This is a genomic window from Micromonospora sp. NPDC049060, from assembly GCF_040649055.1.
Classification (GTDB): Bacteria; Actinomycetota; Actinomycetes; order Mycobacteriales; family Micromonosporaceae; genus Micromonospora; species Micromonospora reichwaldensis.
This window is the reverse complement of the sequence record NZ_JBEZEV010000016.1, coordinates 1-22,154: the sequence shown is the minus strand read 5'-3', so window position 1 is coordinate 22,154 and position 22,154 is coordinate 1. Positions and strand designations below refer to the sequence as shown.

Annotated in this window: 17 protein-coding genes; 14 read left to right on the top strand and 3 right to left on the bottom strand. The window is 74.4% G+C overall.

What is annotated here, in order from left to right; translation table 11 throughout:
* Window positions 1-66 precede the first annotated feature (66 nt).
* The 6 genes from fdxA (at window position 67) to AB0B83_RS09700 (ending at window position 5,043) form a co-directional block, all read left to right on the top strand.
* On the top strand, window positions 67-393 hold the full coding sequence (fdxA, locus tag AB0B83_RS09725) for a ferredoxin (protein ID WP_091422126.1): 327 nt from the start codon (window positions 67-69) through the stop codon (window positions 391-393).
* Entirely contained in the window at window positions 390-1,496 is a 1,107-nt protein-coding gene (gene dapC, locus AB0B83_RS09720; protein WP_357577850.1) for a succinyldiaminopimelate transaminase, read from the top strand. Before fdxA ends, dapC begins: the two co-directional genes overlap by 4 nt.
* A 75-nt stretch (window positions 1,497-1,571) precedes the next feature.
* Window positions 1,572-2,564, top strand: coding sequence for a DUF4034 domain-containing protein (locus tag AB0B83_RS09715; protein WP_357577801.1), 993 nt, complete (start codon window positions 1,572-1,574; stop codon window positions 2,562-2,564).
* 85 nt (window positions 2,565-2,649) lie between these two features.
* Entirely contained in the window at window positions 2,650-3,675 is a 1,026-nt protein-coding gene (locus AB0B83_RS09710) for a prephenate dehydrogenase/arogenate dehydrogenase family protein (RefSeq protein ID WP_357577800.1), read from the top strand.
* A gap of 73 nt (window positions 3,676-3,748) precedes the next feature.
* On the top strand, window positions 3,749-4,396 hold the full coding sequence (locus AB0B83_RS09705) for an SIMPL domain-containing protein (protein WP_357577799.1): 648 nt from the start codon (window positions 3,749-3,751) through the stop codon (window positions 4,394-4,396).
* A complete protein-coding gene (locus AB0B83_RS09700; protein ID WP_357577798.1) occupies window positions 4,396-5,043 on the top strand; it encodes a nucleoside/nucleotide kinase family protein in 648 nt (215 codons plus the stop codon). Before AB0B83_RS09705 ends, AB0B83_RS09700 begins: the two co-directional genes overlap by 1 nt.
* Before the next feature lie 40 nt (window positions 5,044-5,083).
* Here AB0B83_RS09700 and AB0B83_RS09695 read toward each other — a convergent pair whose 3' ends face one another.
* Window positions 5,084-5,641: a sugar O-acetyltransferase gene (locus AB0B83_RS09695; protein ID WP_357577797.1), complete on the bottom strand. Its 558-nt coding sequence runs from the start codon at window positions 5,639-5,641 to the stop codon at window positions 5,084-5,086.
* 98 nt (window positions 5,642-5,739) lie between these two features.
* On the opposite strand from AB0B83_RS09695, the gene AB0B83_RS09690 reads away from it, so the two are divergent.
* Window positions 5,740-9,105, top strand: a complete 3,366-nt coding sequence (locus tag AB0B83_RS09690; RefSeq protein WP_357577796.1) for a S8 family serine peptidase — start codon at window positions 5,740-5,742, stop codon at window positions 9,103-9,105.
* A gap of 51 nt (window positions 9,106-9,156) precedes the next feature.
* Here AB0B83_RS09690 and dapD read toward each other — a convergent pair whose 3' ends face one another.
* Window positions 9,157-10,113 carry a 2,3,4,5-tetrahydropyridine-2,6-dicarboxylate N-succinyltransferase gene (gene dapD / locus AB0B83_RS09685; protein ID WP_357577795.1) on the bottom strand — a complete coding sequence of 319 codons (957 nt, stop codon included), beginning with the start codon at window positions 10,111-10,113 and terminating at the stop codon, window positions 9,157-9,159.
* Between the two features lie 118 nt (window positions 10,114-10,231).
* Here dapD and dapE point away from each other — a divergent pair, with 118 nt between their 5' ends.
* On the top strand, window positions 10,232-11,305 hold the full coding sequence (gene dapE / locus AB0B83_RS09680) for a succinyl-diaminopimelate desuccinylase (RefSeq protein ID WP_357577794.1): 1,074 nt from the start codon (window positions 10,232-10,234) through the stop codon (window positions 11,303-11,305).
* 90 nt (window positions 11,306-11,395) lie between these two features.
* On the opposite strand, the gene AB0B83_RS09675 is transcribed toward dapE, so the two are convergent.
* Window positions 11,396-11,557, bottom strand: a complete 162-nt coding sequence (locus tag AB0B83_RS09675; RefSeq protein ID WP_311414872.1) for a hypothetical protein — start codon at window positions 11,555-11,557, stop codon at window positions 11,396-11,398.
* A 253-nt stretch (window positions 11,558-11,810) separates the two neighbouring features.
* On the opposite strand from AB0B83_RS09675, the gene AB0B83_RS09670 reads away from it, so the two are divergent.
* From AB0B83_RS09670 to AB0B83_RS09645, 6 genes are all read left to right on the top strand, one after another.
* Complete coding sequence (locus AB0B83_RS09670; protein ID WP_357577793.1) at window positions 11,811-12,671, top strand: TIGR00730 family Rossman fold protein; 861 nt, start codon at window positions 11,811-11,813, stop codon at window positions 12,669-12,671.
* A gap of 1 nt (window position 12,672) precedes the next feature.
* A complete protein-coding gene (locus AB0B83_RS09665; RefSeq protein ID WP_132231057.1) occupies window positions 12,673-13,218 on the top strand; it encodes a TIGR00730 family Rossman fold protein in 546 nt (181 codons plus the stop codon).
* A gap of 72 nt (window positions 13,219-13,290) precedes the next feature.
* The gene (locus tag AB0B83_RS09660) at window positions 13,291-16,758 is read left to right on the top strand and encodes an ATP-dependent DNA helicase (RefSeq protein WP_357577792.1); all 3,468 of its coding nucleotides are present in this window, start codon (window positions 13,291-13,293) and stop codon (window positions 16,756-16,758) included.
* Between the two features lie 50 nt (window positions 16,759-16,808).
* Window positions 16,809-20,255: an ATP-dependent DNA helicase gene (locus AB0B83_RS09655; RefSeq protein ID WP_357577791.1), complete on the top strand. Its 3,447-nt coding sequence runs from the start codon at window positions 16,809-16,811 to the stop codon at window positions 20,253-20,255.
* 205 nt (window positions 20,256-20,460) lie between these two features.
* Window positions 20,461-20,664: a cold-shock protein gene (locus AB0B83_RS09650; protein ID WP_007464836.1), complete on the top strand. Its 204-nt coding sequence runs from the start codon at window positions 20,461-20,463 to the stop codon at window positions 20,662-20,664.
* Window positions 20,665-20,884: 220 nt separating this feature from the next.
* The coding region (locus AB0B83_RS09645) for a DEAD/DEAH box helicase (protein WP_357577790.1) at window positions 20,885-22,154 on the top strand (1,270 nt) is incomplete at its 3' end.

The window sequence follows — 22,154 nt, the reverse complement described above, 5'->3', positions numbered from 1 at the left end:
CCCGGCGAGATACTAGGCTCTAACCGTCGCGGGTGATCGCGGCGTGTCTTGCGGAGGAGAAGACCGGTGACCTACATCATCGCCGAACCGTGCGTGGATGTGCTCGACAAGGCTTGCATCGAGGAATGCCCGGTCGACTGCATTTACGAGGGCAACCGGATGCTCTACATCCACCCCGACGAGTGCGTCGACTGTGGGGCCTGTGAGCCGGTCTGCCCGGTCGAGGCGATCTTCTACGAGGACGACGTCCCGGAGCAGTGGAAGGACTACACCGGCGCCAACTACGAGTTCTTCGAGGAGTTGGGCTCGCCCGGCGGCGCCTCGAAGATCGGCAAGGTGGAGAAGGACGCGACCTTCGTCGCCGCGCAGCCGCCGCGCGGCGAGGGCCACTGAACCGGCCCGCGCCGGTCTCCTCGCGGCTGCCGGAGTTCACCTGGGACACCCTGGACGCCGCGGCCGCACTGGCCGCGGCGCATCCTGAGGGCCTGATCAACCTCTCCATGGGTACGCCGGTCGACCCGGTGCCCGAGGTGATCCGGCGGGCGCTGGCCGACGCGTCCAACGCGCCGGGCTATCCGCTGACCGCTGGCACGCCGGTGCTGCGCGAGACGATCGCGGCCTGGGTGGCACGGGCCTGCGGCGCCGGCGTCGACGGCCTCGGCGTGCTGCCGACGATCGGCTCCAAGGAACTCGTCGCCTGGCTGCCGACCCTGCTCGGGATCGGTCCCGGCGACGTCGTCGTGGTGCCCTCGATCGCCTACCCGACGTACGAGGACGGGGTCCGGCTCGCCGGCGCCACCGTCGTGCGTGCCGACTCGCTGACCGCCGTCGGGCCCACCTCCCGGGTGCGCCTGGTCTGGGTCAACTCGCCGGGCAACCCGACCGGCCGGGTGCTGCCGGCGGCCCACCTGCGCAAGGTGGTCGACTGGGCCCGGGAGCGCGGCGCGGTGGTCGCCAGCGACGAGTGCTACCTGCCGCTGGGCTGGGCCGCCGAGCCCGTCTCGGTGCTCTCGCCGGAGGTCTGCGGCGGCTCGTACGACGGGGTGCTGGCCGTGCACTCGCTCTCCAAGCGGTCCAACCTGGCCGGCTACCGGGCGGGATTCGTGGCGGGCGACCCGGCACTGGTGGCGGAGCTGCTCAAGGTCCGCAAGCACGCCGGGATGATCGTGCCGGCGCCGGTGCAGGCGGCGATGGTGGCCGCGCTGCGCGACGAGCGGCACGCCGACGAGCAGCGGGAGCGCTACCGGGCCCGGCGGGACACCCTGCACGCCGCGTTCACCGACGCCGGCTTCACCGTCGAGCACTCCGAGGCCGGGCTCTACCTCTGGCTGACCCGGGGCGAGGACTGCTGGGAGACGGTCGACTGGCTGGCCCGGCGGGGCATCCTCGCGGCGGCGGGCGTCTTCTACGGCCCGGGCGGCCGGCAGCACGTCCGGGTGGCGCTTACCGAGTCCGACGAGCACGTGGCGGCGGTCGCCGGCCGGCTGCGCGCCTGAGCGGTTCCGGCAGCCGATCAAGGGCTCGGCCGGCGCTCTTTCGTGGCCACAGATGGACCTCTACGATCTGCGGCGGTGCTGCGGCGAGAGGGACACAACGACATGCGGGTGCTTCGGCGTAGGACACGGCGGCAAGAGTTGGTGCCGTCGGTGGATTGGGCGATGGGTGACCCCACCGCCCAGGCGCTGTGCGAGGCACTGCGACGGCAGGACTGGCGGACCGCGCGGGACGTGCTGATCCCGGTCACAGACCCGGATCACCACGCCTTCTGCCTCTGGGCTGCCTGCCGCGTGCCGAACGTGCAGGACTGGATCGGCGAGTGGCTGGACGCCGAGCCACGATCCACCCTCCCCCTGTTGGTGCGCGGAACGCACGCGGTGGACTGGGCGTGGGAGGCGCGTGGCGGCGCGTCGGCCTCCCAGACCAGCCGGGACCAGTTCCGGGAGTTCCATCTGCGGCTGGCGCTGGCCGAGGAATGCCTCAGAGAGGTGGCCGCGCGGGACCCTGACGACACGACTGCCCGAGCGTTCCTGGTCACTTCCGCACGCGGACTACAGGTGGACCGGAAGGAAGCGCAGCGGCGGTTCGACGAGGTGGTGGCGAGGCACCCCTGGCACCGGCTGGCGCATGTCCAGATGCTCCAGTACCGGTGCGCGAAGTGGTTCGGCAGCCACGAGGAGATGTTCGGCTTCGCCCGTGCCGTGGCGGAGGAGGCACCGCCCGGCACGGGGCTGGCACACCTCGTGGCGATGGCACATCTGGAGATGTGGCTCAGGCTGCCGGAGGGCGAAGACGATCAGTACCTGGAACAGCCGGAGGTGCTCGACGAACTGCACCTGGCCGCAGATCGTTCGGTGCGCCACGCCGAGCACGGGCGGTACCCGGGCTGGCCCGCACCGCACAACAACTTCGCGATGTGCTTCGCACTGGGTGGTGACCGGCCTGCGGCGGCTGAACAGTTCCGGATCGTCGGCGACTTGGTGACCCGGTTGCCCTGGGCGTACCTCGACGGTGACGACCCGGGCACCCCGTTCCTACAGTGGCGGAACTGGGTGACCGGAAGCTGAGACTGATCGGACCGGGCGATATCCTCGGCCCGGATCGACGCGGGGTGGGCGTGCCCCGTGCCCAACGTGAACGCCGGGGTGGCCGATGGTGCACGGGATCGGTGGCATGGCACGGGCTGCGGTGGTCGGCACCGGTCTGATCGGCGGCTCGGTCCTGCTCCGGCTGCGTGACGCTGGGCTCGATGTGACCGCGTGGGATCCGGATCCGACAACCCGGAGACACCTCCAGGAACAGGGCTTTGCCTGCCCGGACACCGTCGAGGAGGCGGTCACGAGCCGCGATGTCGTCTTCCTCTGCGGCCCGCTGCCCACCCTGCCTGAAATGCTGTGCCGGGTGGGTGTCGCCACTGCCGAGGAATGCGTACTGACCGACGTCGGCAGCACGAAGTTGGAGTTGGCCGCCTTCGCCACCGCGCAGGGCTTCGGGCATCGGTTCGTCCCTGGACATCCGATGGCCGGCGCGGACCGGGCCGGCATCACTTCGGCAAGCGCGGCGCTGCTCGACCGGGCCGCCTGGGTGCTCTGCCCGGCCCCGTCCGGGATGGCGGCGTTCCGTCGGCTCGCTCCGCTGATCATCGAGGCGTTCGGGGCCAGGTTGGTGCCGATGTCACCGGCACAGCACGACACGGTGGTCGCGCTCTCCTCGCACGTGCCGCACCTGCTGGCTGGCGCGCTGGCGGGGGCGGTGCAGGAGGCGCCCCTGCGCGACGCAGTCCTGGGTCTGGCCGCCGGCAGCTTCCGTGATGGCAGCCGGGTCGCTGCCGCACCCGCCGAGCGCACCGCCAACATGCTGCTCAGTAACCGGGAGCGCGTGATCGAGGAACTGGCTCGGGTCACCGCGTTCCTCGAAGGTCTTGCCGAGGCGGTTCGGGCGAACGACGTCGAGGCGCTCGCCTTGCAGTACCGGAAGGCGGCGTCGGCGCGGGCCGCGTTGTCCGGGCGCCGGTTCGTCGCGCGGGAGCACAACTCCTCCGTTGCCGGCGACGTCGCTGCGGAGGTCGCCTACCTGTGGGGACTCGGGGCGGCCGGCGGATACCTGAGTGGGTGCCGTGTCCGTGCCGGCACGGTCTCGTACATCGCACACCTCCCGGCGAATACCGCACCGGCCTGAGCGGCGAGACCCAGGCCCTTACGGCATCGTGCGAGCAGGCGACGGCGGACGGGCATGCCGTTAGGGTGAGGGCATGGTGGACGGGCCGGTGGTGGCGGTGCGCGGCGAGGCGTACCGGGAGGTGGCTCCGGAGATCGCCCGGTTCACGGTGACGGCCAGGGCGCGCGACCGGGACCGCGAGGCCACCCTGACTCGGCTGGCCGAGCGGGCCGCCGCCGTCCGGGTGCTGCTCGACGGCGAGGGCCCCGGCATCGACCGGCGGGAGACCGGCGAGCTCCAGGTCAGGCCGGAGACCCGGCGCTCCGGCGAGCGGGTGGTGGCGTACAGCGGCAGCGTGACCACCACCGTGACGGTCAGCGACTTCACCGCGCTCGGCGAGCTGATGCTGCGCCTCGCCGACCAGGACCAGATCGAGGTGGCCGGGCCGTGGTGGTCGCTGCGGCCGGACAGCCCGGCCCACCGTGAGGCCCGGCACGCCGCGCTCGCCGACGCCCTGCTGCGCGCCCGCGAGTACGCGGAGGCCCTCGGCGCCCGCGTGACCGCCCTGATCGAGCTGGCCGACGCGGGCGCGGCGGAGCAGCCGATGATGAGCCGGATGGCGTACGCGATGGGCGACAGCGCGGAGAGCGGCCCGCCGGAGCTGGAACTCGACCCGCAGCCGCAGACCGTGCACGCCGCGGTGCAGGCGCGGTTCGCGATCAGCGAGCCGGTACTCGGCTGATGGCCGGCGCCCGGGTCGTCGGCACCGACGAGCTGGTGGCGCGGGCGCGGGCCCTCGCCGGGGCCGGCCCGCGGCAGCTGCTCGGCATCGCCGGGGCGCCCGGCGCGGGCAAGTCGACGCTGGCGGAGCGGATCGTCGAGGCGGTCGGCCCCACCGCCCGGCTGGTGCCGATGGACGGCTTCCACCTCGCGCAGGCCGAGCTGCGCCGGTTGGGCCGGGCGGAGCGCAAGGGTGCAGTCGACACCTTCGATGCCAACGGCTACGTCTCGCTGCTGCGCCGCCTGCACCGGCTGGAACCGACGGCGGTCTACGCGCCGGCGTTCCGCCGGGACCTGGAGGAGCCGGTGGCCGGGTCGATCGAGGTGCCGCCGTCGGTGCGGCTGGTGGTCACCGAGGGCAACTACCTGCTGGTGGCCGCCACGCCCTGGGACGAGATACGGCCGCTGCTGCACGAGGCGTGGTTCCTCGACCTGGACGCCGAGCTGCGGCTGCGCCGGCTGACCACCCGGCACGAGTCGTACGGGCGGTCGGCGGAACAGGCCCGGGCGTGGGCGACGGGCAGCGACGAGGCCAACGCCGCCCTGGTGGCCGGCACCGCGCACCGCGCCGACCTGGTCGTCCGGCTCGCCGAGCCGCCGCCGCTCTGACGGGTCGGCCCTCGGCAGGCTGTCCGGCGGACTGACGCTGTCAGTCGAGCTGGCGTACGACGCGGGCCGGGTTGCCCACGGCGACCACGTTCGCCGGCAGGTCCTTCGTCACCACGGCGCCTGCGCCGACGACCGTGTTCTCCCCGACGGTGACGCCGGCGAGCACGATGGCCCCACCGCCGAGCCAGACGTTGTCGCCGATGGTGATGGGCTTGGCCCCCTCCCACTTGTCGCGGCGGGGCCCGGGTTCGACGGGGTGGGTGGGGGTGAGCAGCTGCACGTTCGGTCCGATCTGGACGTCGGCGCCGATGGTGATCGGGGCGACGTCGAGGAGGACCGCGTTGAAGTTGACGAAGCTGCGCGGCCCGATCCGGACCTGCCAGCCGTAGTCGACGTAGAGCGGTGGCCGGACGTAGGCGCCCTCGCCCAGCTCGCCGAGCAGGTCGCGCAGGGCCGCGAGCCGGGCCTCGGGGTCGGCGGCCGGACTGGTGTTGAAGGCTTCCATCAGCCGCGCGGCCCGGTCCAGGTCGGCGGCGATCTCCGGATCGTCGGCGATGTAGGGCTCGCCGGCGAGCATGCGTTCCTTCATGGATGTCACCGGTCGATCATCGCCGACGATCGGGCCCGTTCGTTGGCTGGTCCGTCAATTTTAGGACTTCATTTTGCATACTCGGTATGCAACTCTGATGACTGTCAATGCGTCTCTCCCTACAGGTAGTAACGCCCGACGAGGAGGATCCGTTGCAGCGAAGAAGAAAACTGGTTGGTCTCGGTCTGGTGCTCGGCATGGTGCTCGGCGCCCCCGGCATGGCCGTCGCCCAGAAGCCCACCGAACCGACAGTCCGTCCCGACGCGGCCCCGCCGTCCCGGGTGGGTGACGCCAGCCGCCCGGTCACCGTCACCCTGCTCACCGGCGACCGGGTCACCGTCAGCGGGACCCGGGCCAGTGTGCGACCCGCACCCGGGCGCGAGGACGTCCGCTTCCTGACCCGACGGGAGCGGGGGCACGTCTCCGTCGTACCCGAGGACGCCGTGGCGCCCATCCGGGACGGGCGGATCGACCGGCGGCTGTTCGACGTCACCGAACTGGTCGCCGCCGGCTACGACGACGCCCGGCGTGACGACCTGCCCCTGCTGATCACCGGCAGTGCCGGCGCGGCCCGGCGCTCCGCCGTGCCCGCCGGGGTGACGGTCACCCGTGAGCTGCCCGCCGCCGGCGGGCTCGCCGCCACGGCGAGCAAGCGGCGGGCCGCCGAGGTCTGGGCGGCGGTCACCGCCGCCGGTGCGAAGGTCGGCGCGGCAGGGGGTGCCGACCGGATCTGGCTCGACGGCCGGCGGCAGCTCACGCTCGACCGCAGCGTGCCGCAGATCGGCGCGCCGGAGGCATACCGGGCCGGCTACACCGGCCGGGGCGTGCGGGTCGCCGTGCTGGACACCGGGATCGACGCCACGCACCCGGACCTGGCCGGCCGGGTGGCCCAGACGCGCAACTTCACCGAGGAGTCCGCGCCGGGCGACATCGTCGGGCACGGCACCCACGTCGCCTCGACCATCGCCGGCAGCGGCGCCGCCTCCGGCGGCCGGATGCAGGGCGTGGCCCCGGACGCGACACTTCTCGACGGCAAGGTCTGCGAGACGTACGGCTGCCCGGAGTCGGCGATCCTCGCCGGCATGCAGTGGGCCGCGGTCGAGCAGCGGGCCCACGTGATCAACCTCAGTCTCGGCGGCTTCGACACCCCGGAGGTCGACCCGCTGGAGGCGGCCGTCAACACGCTCACCGCGCAGACCGGCGCCCTGTTCGTGATCAGCGCCGGCAACTCCGGCCGGTTCGCGCCGGTCAGTTCCCCCAGCACGGCCGACGCCGCCCTCTCGGTGGGCGCCGTCGACCGGGACGACAGCCTCGCCGACTTCTCCAGCCGTGGTCCCCGCACCGGTGACGACGCGCTGAAGCCGGACATCACCGCCCCGGGGGTGGGGATCGTGGCGGCGCGCAGCCGCGACGGGGTGATCGGCGACCCGGCCGGGACCGGGTACGTGGCGATGTCGGGCACCTCGATGGCGGCCCCGCACGTCAGCGGCGCGGCGGCGCTGATGGCCCAGATGCGGCCCGGCTCCAAGGCCGGCGAGATCAAGGCACTCCTGATGTCCTCGGCGAAGCCGGATCCCGAGCTGACCGCATACGAGCAGGGAGCCGGGCGGGTCGACCTGGCCAAGGCGACCTGGCAGTCGCTGACCAACGACCCGCCGAGCGTGTCGTTCGGGCGGACGCTCTGGCCGCACGGCGACGACGCCCCGGTGACCCGCACGGTGACCTGGCGCAACGACAGCGGGACCGCGACCGACCTGGAGTTGGCCGTCGAGGCGACCGGCCCGGACGGCAGGCCGGCCCCGGCCGGCATGTTCACTCTCGGCGCGACCCGGATCAGCGTGCCGGCTGGCGGCACGGCGCGCACCACCGTCACCGCCAACACCCGTGTCGACGGCCCGGACGGCCACTACACCGGCCGGATCGTGGTCCGCGGCGACAACTTCCCGGCGGGCATCCCGCTGGCGGTGCACCGGGAGGTGGAGAGCTACACGGTGACCGCCCGGCACCTGAACCGCGCCGGCGTGCCCACCGGGGAGCACAGCACCACGCTGGTCTCCCTGGACGAGCTGGACCCGTACGACCTGTACGACCCGGACGGCACCGCCGAGGTGCGGGTCCCCAAGGGCCGGTACGGGCTGGTCAGCTACGTGTTCGAGGTGGACGGCGACGAGGTCACCGCGGCCACCCAGCTCGTCCAGCCGGAGCTGGTGGTCGGCGGGGACACGCGGATCACCCTCGACGCCCGACGGGGCAAGCCGGTCAGGATGAGCGTCCCGCAGCGCTCGGCCACCCCGGCGCTCGTCGTCACCGAGGCGAACTTCCTCGCCGAGGCGGGCGGCTACTCTTTCGGCCTGCTGGACTCCGACTTCGACAGTCTCTTCACCGCCGGGCTCGGGCAACCGGTGCCCGCGGAAGGGTTCGTCGCCACGGTCAGCAGCCAGTGGGCCGACCTGGAAGCGGCGAGCAGTCCCTACCTCTACGCCCTCAACGAGGCCATGCCGGGCCGGATGCCGACCGGCTTCGTCCGGCACTACCGCACGAAGGACCTGGCCACGATCACCCATCGGTTCAACGGCGGCAGCCCCGGTCTGGTCACCGAGCGGGTGGTCTTCCCCCACCGGGATCCCGACCTCGGCGGCTGGGCGGTCGTCGTGCCCACCGCCACGCCGGGACAGCGGGTCGAGCACTACAACAGCCGGGGTGTGCGCTGGTCGTCCGAACTGCTCTTCGGAGCGCCGACCCCGGATGGCTGGGCCGACCTCAAGGCGATCCTCTTCTCCGAGGAGCGGAGCCTGCGCCCCGGGCGGCACTACCGGGAGAGCTGGAACACCGCGCCGTACGGGCCGTCGTTCCCGGAGGCGGGGATCGTCCGCCGGGGCGACCGTATCGAGGTGGGCCTGCCGCTGCACAGTGACGCCGAGGGGCACCCCGGCGGCTCGGTCGCCGACACCGCCCGCACCGCCCTCTACCGCAACGGGAAGCTGGTAGGGGAGCACGAGGAGCCGGCGTACGGCGGGTTCGACGTGCCGCCGGGCGCGGCCGACTACCGGCTGGAGACCTCGTCGAAGCGGAGCTTCACCGACCTCTCGACCGAGGTGTCGGCCACCTGGACGTTCCGGTCCCGGCACGTCGCCGGGGACGACCCGGCCGCGCTGCCGGCGTCGGCGATCCGGTTCGCGCCCCGACTGGACCGGGACAACGCCGCCCCGGCGGGCCGGAGCTTCGCGATCCCGGTGACGGTGCAGCGGCAGCCGGGCGCGCCCCCGGCCCGGGTCGCCGCGTTGACCGTCGACGTCTCCTACGACGGCGGGAAGACCTGGCAGCGGGCCCGGATCCGTGGCGGCGGGGACGGCTGGACGGCCACTGTGCAGCACCCGGCCGGCACCGGACACGTCTCGCTGCGGGCCACCGCCCGGGACACCGCCGGCAACACGGTCACCCAGCGCGTCATCCAGGCGTACCGCCTGCGCTGAGGCGTACCCCCGCCGGGTCCGCGGCCGACCGCGGGCCCGGCGGGGCGACCGTCAGTCGTTGGCGTGCAGCGCGGCGTTCAGCTCGATGCCCCTGCCGCTGCGCTGCTTCGCCTCCAGCGCACCGGTGACCGAGTTGCGCCAGAACAGCAGGTTGTCCACCCCGGACAGCTCGCGGGCCTTGACCACCCGGCCGTCCGGCAAGGTGATCTTGGAGGCGGCGGTGATGTAGCAGCCGGCCTCCACCACGCAGTCGTCGCCGAGCGAGATGCCCACGCCGGCGTTCGCGCCGACCAGGCTGCGCTCGCCGATGCGGACCCGGTCGGTGCCGCCGCCGGAGAGGGTGCCCATGATCGAGGCGCCACCGCCGATGTCGGAGCCGTCGCCGACCACCACGCCCTGCACGATCCGGCCCTCGACCATCGAGGTGCCGAGCGTGCCGGCGTTGAAGTTGACGAAGCCCTCGTGCATGACGGTGGTGCCGGCCGCCAGGTGCGCGCCGAGGCGCACCCGGTCGGCGTCGGCGATCCGCACGCCCGACGGCACCACGTAGTCGGTCATCCGGGGGAACTTGTCCACCCCGTGGACGGCCAGGTGGCGGCCGGCGGCCCGCTCGATGACCCGCAGCTCGTCGACCCGCTCCGGGGGGCACGGCCCGGCGGAGGTCCAGGCCACGTTCGCCAGCTTGCCGAAGATGCCGTCGAGGTTGAGCTCGTTGGGGCGCACCAGGCGGTGGGAGAGCAGGTGCAGCCGCAGGTACGCGTCGGCGGCGTCCTTGATCGGCTCGTCCAGCGAGCCGATCACGGTGACCACCTGGACGGTACGCAGCCCGGGCAGCGCCCGGTCGCCGACCGCTCCCGGGGGCAGGTCCAGCACGTCCGCCTCGTCCTCGCCAGCGACCAGCGGCAGCTCGCCGAGGCCCAGCTTGCCCGTCGGATACCAGGTGTCGAGCACCTGGTCGTCAGCGGTAACGGTGGCCAGGCCGATGCCCCAGGCGGATTCGGACGTCACTGATCTACCTCTCGTTCGTGCTGCGGGCCGGCGAGCCCTCCGCGTCCCGCGTCCCGCGCGGGCCGCCCCGGAACGCTCGCTCCACGCGCTCGCCGGATCTGACGGTACCGTGCGAACCATGGAGAACCCGCTGACCCCCGAGGTCCTGGCCGATCCGGTGGCGCTGACCCGCGCGCTGGTCGACATGGAGTCCGTGTCCCTCAACGAGAAGGCGATCGCCGACTGCGTGGAGGAGGTGCTGAGGGGCGTACCGCACCTGACCACGTACCGGCACGGCAACACGGTGATGGCGCGGACGGACCTGGGCCGCGACCAGCGGGTGGTGCTCGCCGGTCACCTGGACACGGTGCCGCTGAACAACAACTTCCCGTCGACAATGCGCGGCGACCTGATGTACGGCTGCGGCACCTCGGACATGAAGTCCGGGGTGGCGTTCGCGCTGAACCTGGCGGTGAGCCTGCCGGACCCGCGCTACGACGTGACGTACTTCTTCTACGAGGCGGAGGAGATCGAGTCGAAGTACAACGGCCTCTTCCTGGTCGCCGACGCGTACCCGCAGTGGCTGGAGGCCGACTTCGCGCTGCTGCTGGAGCCGACGCACGGCATCGTCGAGGCGGGGTGCCAGGGCACCATGCGCGGGGTCGTGACCACCACCGGCGTACGCGCCCACTCGGCCCGTTCCTGGCACGGGGTGAACGCGATCCACGCGGCCGGCGAGGTGCTCGACCGGCTGACCAACTACGAGGCGCGGCGGGTGACCATCGACGGCTGCGACTACCGGGAGGGGATGAACGCGGTCCGTATCCACGGCGGCGTGGCCGGCAACGTGGTGCCCGACCGGTGCGAGGTCGAGGTCAACTACCGGTTCGCGCCGGACCGGACCCCGGCCGAGGCCGAGGCGCACCTGCGCGAGGTCTTCGCCGGCTTCGACGTGCGGGTCACGGATTCGGCCGCCGGTGCCCCGCCCGGGCTGGACGCGGCACCCGCTAAGGAGTTCCTCGCCGCGGTCGGTGCCGCGCCGATCGGCAAGCTGGGCTGGACGGACGTGGCCCGGTTCGCCGCGATGGGCATCCCGGCGCTGAACTTCGGCCCCGGCGACCCCAACCTGGCCCACCACCCGGACGAGCACGTGGAGATCAGCAAGGTCCGGGAGGGCGCCGTCACCCTGCGCCGCTGGCTCGCCTCCTCCTGACGCTCCCGCGCGGGGCGCCCCCCCCCGCATGACGGAAGGTCCGCGTCGGACGACGCGGACCTTCCGGTGTTCCCGGTGTCGGCGGTGCGGTCAGACGGTGGTGGACGCGTCGGCGGCGGGCCGGGCGTCGGTCTGGCTGCCCTGGTCGGTGGACGGTTCCATCAGGCGGGCGCGGCGGCGCTCGGCCACCACGTCGCGGATGCGGCGCTGCATCTGCCGCCGGATCCGGATCATCTCGCTGTTGCTGATCACGCTGACTCCTCCCCCGAAGGCGCGCGCCGGGGCATACCCGGTATGTGAATAGTAAGACGCCCGTGCGACCGAATTAGTTGCCCAAGATCCGGAAAAATATTTCCGATCGTCGCCCGGCCCGTCTCCGTTCGCCGCCCGAGGCCGTGCCGTTCGCCGCCCGGGGGCGTGTCGTTCGTCGCCTTGGCCGTCACCTGCGGCGGCCCGGCTAACGGTGCGTGCACCTGGCGGGTGCGGCTCCACTACGGTTGCTCCCATGGGTCAGAGCAACGGGCGGGAGGCCGGCCGCGAGCCGGGACAGGAACGGCACCGGGGGGCCGTGACGCTGCGTCGGCAGGCGTTGACGGGCAGCACCGCCGACCAGCGCCTGCTCGATTCGCGGGGGCGTGAGGACTGGAAGACCAAGGACGCCTGGCGGGCGCTGCGCATCCTCTCCGAGTTCGTCGAGGGCTTCGACACCCTCGCCGACCTGCCCTCGGCGGTCAGCGTGTTCGGTTCCGCCCGCAGCCACCCGGAGAGCCCCGAGTGCCAGCTGGCCGAGGCGGTGGGCGCTGCCCTGGCCCGGGCCGGCTACGCGGTGATCACCGGCGGCGGGCCGGGCGTGATGGAGGCGGCCAACCGGGGCGCCAGCGAGGCCGGTGGGCTGTCGGTCGGCCTCGGCATCGAGCTCCCCTTCGAACAGGGGCTCAACGACTGGGTCGACCTGGCCATCGACTTCCGCTACTTCTTCGCCCGCAAGACCATGTTCGTCAAGTACGCCCAGGCGTTCGTCGTGCTGCCCGGCGGGTTCGGCACCATGGACGAGCTCTTCGAGGCGCTCACCCTGGTGCAGACCGGCAAGGTGACCCGGTTCCCCGTGGTGCTGATGGGCGCCGACTACTGGAGCGGCCTGCTCGACTGGCTGCGCGACACGATGGCCGCCGACGGGAAGATCGGCCCCGTCGACCTGGAGCTGATCTGCGTGACCGACGACGTCGACGCGGCGGTCCGGCACATCGTGGAGGCCGAAGCCGCCCTCAACGTCGAGCAGGAGGCCGTCCGCGAGGAGGCGGTCGCCGTCACCGCCGCCGACCAGCAGGCCGCCGCCGAGGCGGGCGACGAGAACCGGAAGCGCTGACATGGCGGCGATCTGCGTGTTCTGCGCCTCCTCCCGTACGCTCGACCAGCGCTGGCTGGACCTCGCGGCCGAGACGGGCGCGGAGATCGCCCGGCGCGGGCACACCCTCGTCAGCGGCGGCGGGTGCGTCGGCATGATGGGCGCGCTGGCGGACGGGGCGCGGGCCGCCGGCGGCCGGACGGTCGGGGTGATCCCGCAGTCGCTTGTCGACCTGGAGGTCGCCGACCTGGCGTCGGACGAGTTGCTCGTCACCGACTCGATGGCCAGCCGCAAGACCCTCATGATCGACAAGTCGGACGCGTTCCTCACCCTGCCGGGCGGGCTCGGCACCCTCGACGAGCTGTTCGAGGTCTGGACGACCGCCACCCTGGCCCTGCACGCCAAGCCGATGGTGCTGGTCGACACCGACGGCTTCTACCGTCCGGTGCTCGACTGGCTGGGCGCGCTGGCCGACCAGACCTTCCTCAAGCCCGCCGGCCTGGGCCTGCTCACCGTGACCGACACGGTCCCCGCCGCACTGGACACCCTGGAACTCCAGCTCCTCTGACGGGGGCGGGTGGGTTGGTCCCCGGCGGGGTGGCGGGGCGGGGGTGTCGTACCGGCGTGGTGGGATGGACGGATGCAGGCGTACCGGCTGGTGCGCCGGCCTGCCGAGGCGGTCCGGGGGGACCACCGGCCCGGCGGGCCGGCCGGGGGTGAGCGGCGGTCCGGGGGGCCGGCCGACGGGGACGCGCACCCTGGGGCGGCGCGGCTGGCCGATCCGCGCCAGGTCGAGATCGTGGCGCACACCGACGGGCCGATGCTGGTGCTCGGCGGTCCCGGCACGGGCAAGACCGCCACGCTGGTCGAGGCCGTCGCCGCGCGGGTGGCCGAGGGCGTCGACCCGGAGCGGATCCTGGTGCTCACCTTCGGCCGCCGGGGCGCCACCGCGCTGCGCCAGCGGATCGAGGCCCGCGTCGCCGAGGGCGGGCACCGCGTGCTGCGCGAGCCGCTGGTGCGCACCCTTCCGGCGTACGCCTTCGGGCTGCTGCGGCGGGCGGCGGCCGAGCGCGGCGAGCCGTCCCCCCGGCTGCTCACCGGGCCGGAGCAGGATCTGATCATCCGCGAGCTGCTCGACGTGGTCGGCGAGGCGCCCGACGACGACCCGGTCGGCTGGCCGGAGGACCTGCGCCCCGCGTTGCGCACCCGGGCCTTCGCGGCGCAGCTGCGCGACCTGCTGATGCGCGCCGCCGAGCGGGGCGTCGGCCCCGTCGAGCTGGCCCGGCTGGGCGAGAAGCTCGGCCGCGCCGACTGGCCCGCCGCCGCGCGTTTCCTGCGGGAGTACGTGGCCGTGCTCGCCCTGCGCGACGTCAGCAACCGCGGCTCCGTCGCGTACGACCCGGCCGAGCTGGTCCGCGCCGCCACCGGGATGCTGCTCGACGACCCCGAGCTGCTCGCGGCCGAGCGCCGACGGCTGGCGTACGTCTACGTCGACGAGCTGGCCGACACCGACCCGGCCCAGCAGGACCTGCTCGCGACGGTGGCCGGCGGCGGCAAGCCCCTGGTCGCGTTCGCCGACCCGGATTCCTCCACGTACGCGTTCCGGGGCGCCGACCCGGCGGGGGTGGCGACGTTCCCGCACCGCTTCCGCACCGCCTCGGGTGCGCCCGCGGCGCAGGTGGTGCTCACCACGTCCTACCGGGCCGGTGCCCGGCTGCTCGCCGCGTCCGGCCGGCTGGCGCGGCGGCTGCGCGGCCCGGCTGCGCACCGCCGGCTGCACCCGCTGCCCGACGCGCCCCCCGGCGCGGTCGAGGTACGCACCTTCCGCTCGGCCACCAGCGAGGCGGCCTGGCTGGCGCACGCCCTGCGCGAGGCGCACCTGCTCGGCGGCGTGCCCTGGTCGGAGATGGCCGTGCTGGTGCGCTCCACCGGGCGGCAGCTGCCCTCGCTGCAACGTGCCCTGCACGCCGCCGGGGTGCCCACCGTCGTGCACGGCGAGGACCTGCCGCTGCACCTGCAACCGGCGGTCGCGCCGCTGCTGCTCCTGCTGCGCTGCGCCCTGGAGCCCGAACGGCTCGACGAGGAGGCCGCCGTGGCACTGCTGCACTCGTCGCTCGGCGGCGCCGATCCGCTGGCCGAGCGGCGGCTGCGGCAGGGGCTGCGCGCCCTGGCGCTGGCCGGCGGCGACCGCCGGCCCTCGGGCGAGCTGATCGTGGAGGCGCTGCGCGACCCGGCCGGGTTGGCCGGGATCGAGCGGCACTGGGCGGAGCCGGCGCAGACGGTGGCCGGTCTGCTTGCCGTGGCCCGGGAGTCCGCCGCGCGGCCCGGCGCCACGGCGGAGGACGTCCTCTGGGCGGTGTGGCGGGCCAGCGGGCTCGCCGAGCTGTGGTCCGCGGCGACCGGCCGCGGCCAGACGGTGACCGGCGAGGGCGACGTCGCGCGGCGCCGCCGCGCCGAGGCGGCCGACCGCGACCTCGACGCCGTGATGGTCCTCTTCGACGCGGCGGCCCGGTTCACCGACCGGCTGCCCGGCGCGCGTACGGAGGTCTTCCTCGACCACGTCCTCGGCCAGGACCTGCCGGCCGACACCCTCGCCCCGACCGCCGACCGGGGGGAGGCGGTACGGCTGCTCACCGCCCACGCCGCGAAGGGGCTGGAGTGGGATCTCGTGGCGGTCGCCGGGGTGCAGGAGGGCGTCTGGCCCGACCTGCGCCTGCGCGGCAGCCTGCTCGGCTCGGAGCGCCTGGTCGACGTGCTCGCCGGCCGGACGGCCGGCGCGGGAGTGGTGGCGGCCCTGGTCGGGCAGACCTCGGCGCTGCTCGACGAGGAGCGCCGGCTGTTCCACGTCGCGGTCACCCGGGCCCGGCGACGGCTGCTGGTCAGCGCGGTCGCCTCCGCCGCGGTGGGCGGCGACGACCACGAGGAGCAGCCGAGCCGCTTCCTCTACGAGCTGGGCCCCACCGACCCGACCGACCCGTCCGACCCGTCCGACCCGCCGGACCCGTCCGGCCCGCCGGATCCCACCGCCCCGCCGGATTCGACCGGCCCGACGGGTCCCGCCGACCCGGAGGAGCCGGATCGGCCGGGGGCGTTGCCGGTGAGCCGGCCGCCCCGGGCGCTGACCCTGCCGGCGCTGGTGGCGGAGCTGCGTACCGCCGTCAGCGACCCGGCCGTGTCCTACGCCCGGCGGCAGGCGGCGGCTGCCGAGCTGGCCCGGCTCGCCGCCGCCGGGGTGGCCGGCGCGCACCCGGACGACTGGTGGGGGCTGCGGCAGCTCTCCGACGACCGCCCGCTGGTCGACGAGGGGGAACCGGTCCGGGTCACCCCGTCGGCGATGGAGAGCGCGCTGCGGTGCAGCCTGCGCTGGCTGCTGGAGCGGCACGGCGGCAGCCCGCCGGCCAGCGCCGCCCAGGGCGTCGGCAACCTGGTGCACGCCGCCGCGATGCTCGCCGAGGACGCCAGCGCGGACCGGGGCGCGCTGCTGGACTACGTCGCCGCCCGGTTCGACGTCATCGAGCTGGCCGCCCGCTGGATGGTCGGTCCGGAGCACAGCCGCGCCGAGGCGATGGTGGACAAGCTGCTCCGCTGGCTGGCCGCGAATCCGCGCCGGCTGCTCGCCATCGAGCACGAGTTCGCGGTGCGCCTCGACGACCCGCACCGGCCGGTCGAGCTGGTCGGCCGGGTGGACCGGCTGGAGGTCGACGAGGACGGCCGGCTGGTCGTCATCGACCTGAAGACCGGCAAGTCCACCGCCGTCACGGCCAACGACCTCGCCGAGCACCCGCAGCTCGGCGCCTACCAGGCGGCGGTGGAGGCGGGGGCCTTCGCCGACTTCGGCGAGGAGTCCGGCGGCGCGGCCCTGGTGCAGCTCGGCACAGGCGCGAAGGACGCGAAGGAGCAGAGCCAGGCGCCGGCGGGGGAGGGCCCGGAGGCCGGCTGGGCGACCGCGCTGGTACGGCGCACCGCGGATACGATGGCCGCCGCCACCTTCGCCGCGGTCGCCAACTCCAAGTGCCGGGTCTGCCCGGTGCGTACGAGCTGCCCGGTGTCCGGGCAGGGCCGCCAGGTGGTCGAGCCGCCGACCACCCGTCGTCCGGAGCGCCCGTGAGCGTGAGGAGTGAGCTTGCGAGCCCCGCAGTCGCGAACTGAGATTAGTCAGTGACGCAGCCCGCCCTGTTCAGCAGCGCGACCCCGACGCCCCGGGTCGCCGACGCCGGCCCCCGCTACACGCCGGTGGAGCTGGCGAAGCTGCTGCGGCTGCCCGCGCCGACCCGGGAACAGGCCGCGATCATCGCCGCGCCCGTCGAGCCGCTGCTGGTGGTCGCGGGCGCCGGGTCGGGCAAGACGGAGACGATGGCCGCCCGGGTGGTCTGGCTGGTCGCCAACTCGCACGTGCGGCCGGAGCAGGTGCTCGGGCTCACCTTCACCCGCAAGGCCGCCGGGGAGCTGGCGCACCGGGTGCGTACGCGGCTGGACCAGTTGGTGCGCCGGCTCGGGCGGCGGGGGCGCGACCCGCTCGACGACCCGCTGGCCGGGGAGCCGACCGTCTCCACCTACCACTCGTACGCCGGCCGGATCGTCACCGAGCACGGGCTGCGGGCGGGCTACGAGCCGTCCACCCGGCTGCTCACCGAGGCGTCCCGCTGGCAGTTGGTCGACCTGCTGGTGCGCAACTACGACGGCGACATGTCCGGGGTGGACCGGATGCCGAGCACGATCACCGACGCGGTGCTGGCGCTGGCCGGCGAGCTGGACGAGCACCTGGTCGACCCGGACGCGCTGGCCGCGTGGACGGGCCGGTTCTTCGCCGAGGTGCAGGTGCGCCCCGGCCGGGTCTACGCCGACGTGCGCAAGGCGCTGCAACTCCAGCAGATCCGGCTGAAGCTGCTCCCGCTGGTGCGCGCGTACGCCCGGCGCAAGGAGGACTTCGAGGCGATGGACTTCGCCGACCAGCTCGCGCGGGCGGCCCGGGTCGCCCGCGACCATCCGGGCGTCGGCGAGATCGAGCGGGACCGGTTCCGGGTGGTGCTGCTGGACGAGTACCAGGACACCAGCCACGCCCAGGTGGTGCTGCTCAACGCGCTCTTCGGCGGCGGGCACCCGGTGACGGCGGTCGGCGACCCCTGCCAGTCGATCTACGGCTGGCGCGGGGCGAGCGCCGGCACCCTGGACCGCTTCCCCACGGAGTTCGCCCGCGCCGGCGGTGCGCCGGCCGAGGTGCTCGGCCTCACCACGAGCTGGCGCAACCGGCCCGAGATCCTCGGTGTCGCCAACGCCCTGGCCACCCCGCTGCGGGCCGCCGGCGCCCGCGTGCCGGAGCTGCGCGCGGCGATGAGCGTCAAGGAGCCGGTCCCGCACCGCAGCGCCCGCGGCGCCGCCGGCGGCACCGTCCACTGCGCCCTGCTGCGGACGTACGCCGACGAGGCCGACTGGATCGCCGACAGCGTGCTGCACGCCTGGCGCGGCGCGGCCGGGATGCCCGGCGTGCTGCCCGAGCACATCCCGGTGCCGCTGCGGCCCACGACCGCGGTGCTCGTGCGGCTGCGCAGCCAGATCCCGGCGATCGAGTCGGCGCTGCGCGAGCGCGGCCTGCCGGTCGAGGTGGTCGGCCTGGGCGGCCTGCTGGACACCCCCGAGGTGCGGGACGTGGTGTGCACGCTGCGGGTGCTGGCCGACCCGACGGACGGGGCCGCGCTGCTGCGGCTGCTGACCGGCGCGCGCTGGCGGATCGGGCCCCGTGACCTGGTGGCCCTGCACCGCCGGGCGAAGTCCATCGCGGCGGCCCGGCGCAGGCTCGCCGACGACGGCACCCCGGAGATCAGCCCGGACCTGCTCGACGAGGCGACCCTGGTGGAGGCGCTGGCCGACCTGGGCCCGGCGCAGGCGTACTCGGCGGAGGGCTACGCGCGGCTGCGGGCGTACGCCCGGGAGTTGGGCCTGCTGCGCTACCGGCTGGACCAGTCCCTGCCGGAGCTGATCGCGGACATCGAGCGGACGATCGGCCTGGACGTGGAGGTGGCGGTGCGGGCCGGCCGGGACGGGGCCGGGGACGCCGGCCTGGCGCGGGGCCACCTGGACGCGCTCGGCGACGTCGCCGCCCGGTTCAGCGGGGAGACGCCGGGCGCCACCCTGTCGGGGTTCCTGGCCTACCTGGCCGCCGCCGAGGACGAGGAGCGCGGCCTCACGCCGGGCGAGGTGGAGGTGGTCGAGGGGGCGGTGCAGATCCTCACCGCGCACGCCGCGAAGGGCCTGGAGTGGGACGTGGTCGCGGTGGCCGGGCTGAGCCGGGGCGTCTGGCCGGGGCCGGTGCGCAACTCCGACCACTGGCTCGGCGGGCTGGGCGTGCTGCCGTTCCCGTTGCGCGGCGATGCCGACGGGCTGCCGGAGCTGGGCCTCGACGAGGCCGAGGACCAGCGGGGCGTGGCCCGGGCGCTGGAGGACTTCACCGACGCCTGGCGGGCGCACGACGAGCGGGAGGAGCGCCGGCTGGCGTACGTGGCGGTGACCCGCCCCCGGCGGCTGCTGCTCTGCTCCGGCTACTGGTGGGGGGAGGGCACCAAACGGCCGCGCGGCCCGTCGGTGCTGCTGCGGGAGGTGCACGACGCCTGCCTGGACGCCCGCGCCGGGCACCTGGTGGACGAGTGGGCGCCGGAGCCGCCGGGCGACGCGGTCAACCCGACGACCGAGGTGGTGCTGCGCGCCGAGTGGCCGGCCGACCCGCTGGGCGCCCGCCGGCCGGCGCTGGCCGAGGCGGCGGCCCTGGTCCGCCGCTTCCTCACCGACGGCGACCCGGCCGCCCGCCCGCTGCCCGGCGGCGAGACCGCCGAACGGGCGCCGTCCGGCGACGACGACACCGCCCGGGTGGGCGCGGACCCGACGGCCGACGACGCGGACGTGGCGCGGTGGCGGCGGGAGGCCGACCTGCTGCTCGCCGAGCGGGCCGAGCTGACCCGGCAGTCCGGCGCCGTCGAGGTGGCCCTGCCCGGCCAGCTGTCGGTGACCCAGTTGGTGGCGCTGCGCCGGGATCCGGCGGCGCTGGCCCGCGCGCTGCGCCGCCCGGTGCCCACCGAACCCAATCCGTACGCCCGCCGGGGCACCGCCTTCCACACCTGGCTGGAGCAGCGGTTCGGCGCCGACCGGCTGCTCGACCTGGACGAGCTGCCGGGTGCGGCGGACGCGGACGCGGCGCCGGACGAGGCGTTGGCCGAGCTCCAGGAGCGCTTCCTGGCCAGCGAGTGGGCCGAGCGGGTGCCGGTCGAGGTGGAGGTGCCCTTCGCCACAGTGATCGCCGCAGTGGTGGTCCGGGGGCGGATGGACGCCGTCTTCGCCCGGCCGGGCGGGCGGTTCGACGTGGTCGACTGGAAGACCGGCCGGCAGCCCGACGGCGCCGCCGCCGAGGTGGCCGCCGTGCAGCTCGCGGTCTACCGGCTGGCCTGGGCGGAGCTGGCCGGCGTGCCGGTGGAGCGGGTCGGCGCGGCGTTCCACTACGTGCGGGACGGGGTCACGGTCCGCCCGACGGACCTGCTCGACGCGGACGGGCTGACCGCGCTGATCGCCTCCGTACCGGAAATCCCGGCAGACGGTGGTGCCGGGACGAATCCATGATAGGTTGGTCGCGTTGCAGTTATGGTTCCCAGAGACTCTGTGTGCGCCTGGAGGATTGTGGCCCAGGCGCTCTTTGTTGTGTCCGGAGTTCTCCGGGCGGGGCGACCAGAAGCGACAAGCGAGCCAGGCAGTTCCGCGTGGCGCGCTCCTCTTCGAGCCCGCAACAAGTGCGGGTTCGACGTTCCGTCAAGGAGACGAAACAAAAATGGCTATTGGCACCGTCAAGTGGTTCAACGCTGACAAGGGCTTCGGCTTCATCACCCCGGACGGCGGCGGCGCCGACGTCTTCGCCCACTTCTCGGCGATCCAGTCCTCCGGCTACCGGAGCCTGGACGAGAACCAGCGGGTCGAGTTCGAGGTGACCCAGGGCCAGAAGGGCCCGCAGGCGGAGAACATCCGCCCGCTCTGATCTTCGGATCGTCCAGTAACACCCATCGCGCCCTCCGGGTGTGGTGACGGGACCGGCCCGCCGCACCGTCGACCTGCGTGAGCAGGCGGCGAACGGCGGCGGGCCGGGGCCCGTACCCCTTTCGGTTCGTGCTTGTGAGTCACCCGCGGCTGGTCCGCCGGTGACAGCGCCGCCTCCGGCGCCCTCCCTCGACACGTGCCGCGTCGAGGAAGGCTTCCGCATGACCACTGTCGTACCCTCTTTCGCCCTCACCGGGCTGGCCCCGGCGCTGCTCGCCGAGCTGACCGCCCAGGGCATCACCGAGCCGTTCCCGATCCAGTCGGCGACCCTGCCGGACTCGCTCGCCGGCCGGGACGTGCTCGGCCGGGGCCGCACCGGCTCCGGCAAGACGCTCGCCTTCGGGCTTCCCCTGCTGTCCCGCACCGCCGGCCGCCGGGCCCGCCCGGGCCGACCGCTGGCCCTGGTGCTGGTGCCCACCCGTGAGCTGGCCCAGCAGGTCACCACCGCGCTCGACCCGTACGCCCGCGCCGTCGGGCTGCGCTGCGCCACCGTCGTCGGCGGGCTCTCCCTGCAACGCCAGGCGGACGCCCTGCGCGCCGGCGCCGAACTGGTCGTGGCCACCCCCGGCCGGCTGCACGACCTGATCAACCGCGGCGACGCCCGGCTGGACCAGGTCGGCATCACCGTGCTCGACGAGGCCGACCAGATGGCCGACATGGGCTTCCTGCCGCAGGTCACCAAGCTCCTGGAGCAGGTCGCCCCGAACGGGCAGCGGATGCTCTTCTCGGCCACCCTCGATGGCGGCGTGGACAAGCTGGTGCGCCGCTTCCTCAGCAACCCGGTCTCGCACTCGGTCGACCCGGGCACCGCCACGGTGACCGCGATGACCCACCACGTGCTGCACGTCGACGCGGTGGACAAGCCCACCGCGCTGACCTGGATCGCCGCCCGCGAGGGCCGCACCATCCTGTTCATGGGCACCAAGCACCGCGCCGACCGGCTCGCCCGCCAGTTGCTGGCCAAGGGGGTACGCGCGGCCGCGCTGCACGGCGGCAAGTCGCAGCCGCAGCGCACCCGGATCCTGGAGCAGTTCCGCACCGGGCAGGTGACGGCGCTGGTCGCCACCGACGTGGCGGCCCGGGGCATCCACGTCGACGGGCTCGACATGGTGGTCAACGTGGACCCGCCCACCGAGGCGAAGGACTACCTGCACCGTGGTGGGCGTACCGCCCGGGCGGGGGAGTCCGGCACGGTCGTCACCCTGGTCCTGCCGGAGCAGCGCCGGGACGTGTCCCGGCTGATGTCGACCGCCGGCATTCGTCCCGAGTCCGTCCAGGTGCGCCCCGGCGACGACGCCCTGGCCCGGGTGACCGGCGCCCGGGAGCCGTCCGGCGTGCCGGTGACGATCGCGCCGCCCGCGCCGCAGGCCGCCTCCGCCGGGTCTGCCGGCGGCCGGTCGGCCGGCCGCTTGAGGGCTGCCCGCCCGATGT